The organism is Thermanaeromonas sp. DSM 22490 (assembly GCF_056378755.1).
This window is the reverse complement of the sequence record NZ_JBJHHE010000064.1, coordinates 1-1329: the sequence shown is the minus strand read 5'-3', so window position 1 is coordinate 1329 and position 1329 is coordinate 1. Positions and strand designations below refer to the sequence as shown.

Genomic DNA, 1329 nt, shown 5'->3' with positions numbered 1-1329 from the left:
AGTCCCTGGTCAGTTACATCAGTAACAGGGGTATCAAGCTGGAAAAGAGCAGTTAGGGATTAATGGGGTTATCTTACTATAGCAGTAAGAGATTTTTAAAGGAGGCATGAAGTATGATGATTACTAGACTTTCCTCTAAGGGACAAGTAGTACTTCCTAAGAATATCAGAGAACAACTTGCTTTAAAGGAAGGAGCAGAACTTAAGGTGGAGGTAATTAAAGGCAAAATAGTCCTCGAACCCGTTGTTGGCAAAACGGAACCAGGATGGCGTCGCTGGAAAGGCATCCTTAAAGGAAGCAAAGTGCTGGAAGAGCACCTGGCAGAACACGCTCTCGAGGTGGAACAAGAGTGATAAAGGTATTTGACGCTTATGCTGTATTATGCTGGCTACAAGAAGAACCGGGTGCCAGCTACGTGAATTGAGGTACACCCAGGCCTGACTTTACACTGAGATGACGGCCTAGATCAAATAACGCCTCCAGGGCTCGGCGCAGTCTGTTCTCAGCTATATCTATGGCGTCTTCATTTTTTAAAAATTGGTTTCGCGGTAGTTGTGCTAGAAGCCTAAGCCTCTTGACTGAGCTTTGAATTATCGCCAGCCTTTGCGCAATCAGTGCCTCATTGTACAAGGCTGGAAGCCTCCTTTATAGCTTCATATAGCTCCCGCCGGCCCTGCTCTAAGTGATATCGATAATCCATATATAAACCGGAAATCACATATTCGAAATCGGTCCGGCGCTCATCATCTGTACAGTAAATGACTTTACCTTTGCTTATGACTTCAAAAGCCATAGGAACCGGTACCAAGTGTAAAAAGAGCAAGTCCACTTCTAACGGGGTAAATATTTCTCCCAGCTTAGGGTAAAGATGAGTATAAAGATTTACTATACCCTCCCTTGACGCCAATAAAACGGCCAGGTCCACATCCTGAGCCCGTTCTGGTTCCTCCAGGTAGGAACCAAATAGATAGACGGCGATTATTTCCGGAAACGAGGTAAATATCTCTTTAAGAACGCTTGAAACTCTCTTAGCCATCATTTATCACCAGTTTAATTATAACACGGCTACACTTTTTCAATCCATACCGCCTGCGCAAGGCGAATGGTGAGTTTATCTGTCTATGTACCCCCCGGCTACCGGCGTATGCACATGAATGAGCAAACCGGCCTTCCTCAAGGCCCTGTTGCCACCCTCTTATATGCCACGAAGTCCTGAGCTCCATTACCTTCTCCACCTCCCCCGCACTTCATTCGTAAGCGTCAAATACAACCCACCTTGGCACAGTGCTCGAGTTTAAGGGATAATCTTCCTCAGAAAACGAACTGAGG

Annotated in this window: 2 protein-coding genes; one reads left to right on the top strand and one right to left on the bottom strand. The window is 45.7% G+C overall.

The window, feature by feature from the left end:
• The first annotated feature begins 113 nt into the window (after positions 1-113).
• A complete protein-coding gene (locus AC1BI1_RS15315) occupies positions 114-353 on the top strand; it encodes an AbrB/MazE/SpoVT family DNA-binding domain-containing protein (protein WP_476718169.1) in 240 nt (79 codons plus the stop codon).
• 266 nt (positions 354-619) lie between these two features.
• Here AC1BI1_RS15315 and mntA read toward each other — a convergent pair whose 3' ends face one another.
• Entirely contained in the window at positions 620-1036 is a 417-nt protein-coding gene (gene mntA / locus AC1BI1_RS15310; RefSeq protein WP_476718168.1) for a type VII toxin-antitoxin system MntA family adenylyltransferase antitoxin, read from the bottom strand.
• Positions 1037-1329: the final 293 nt, after the last annotated feature.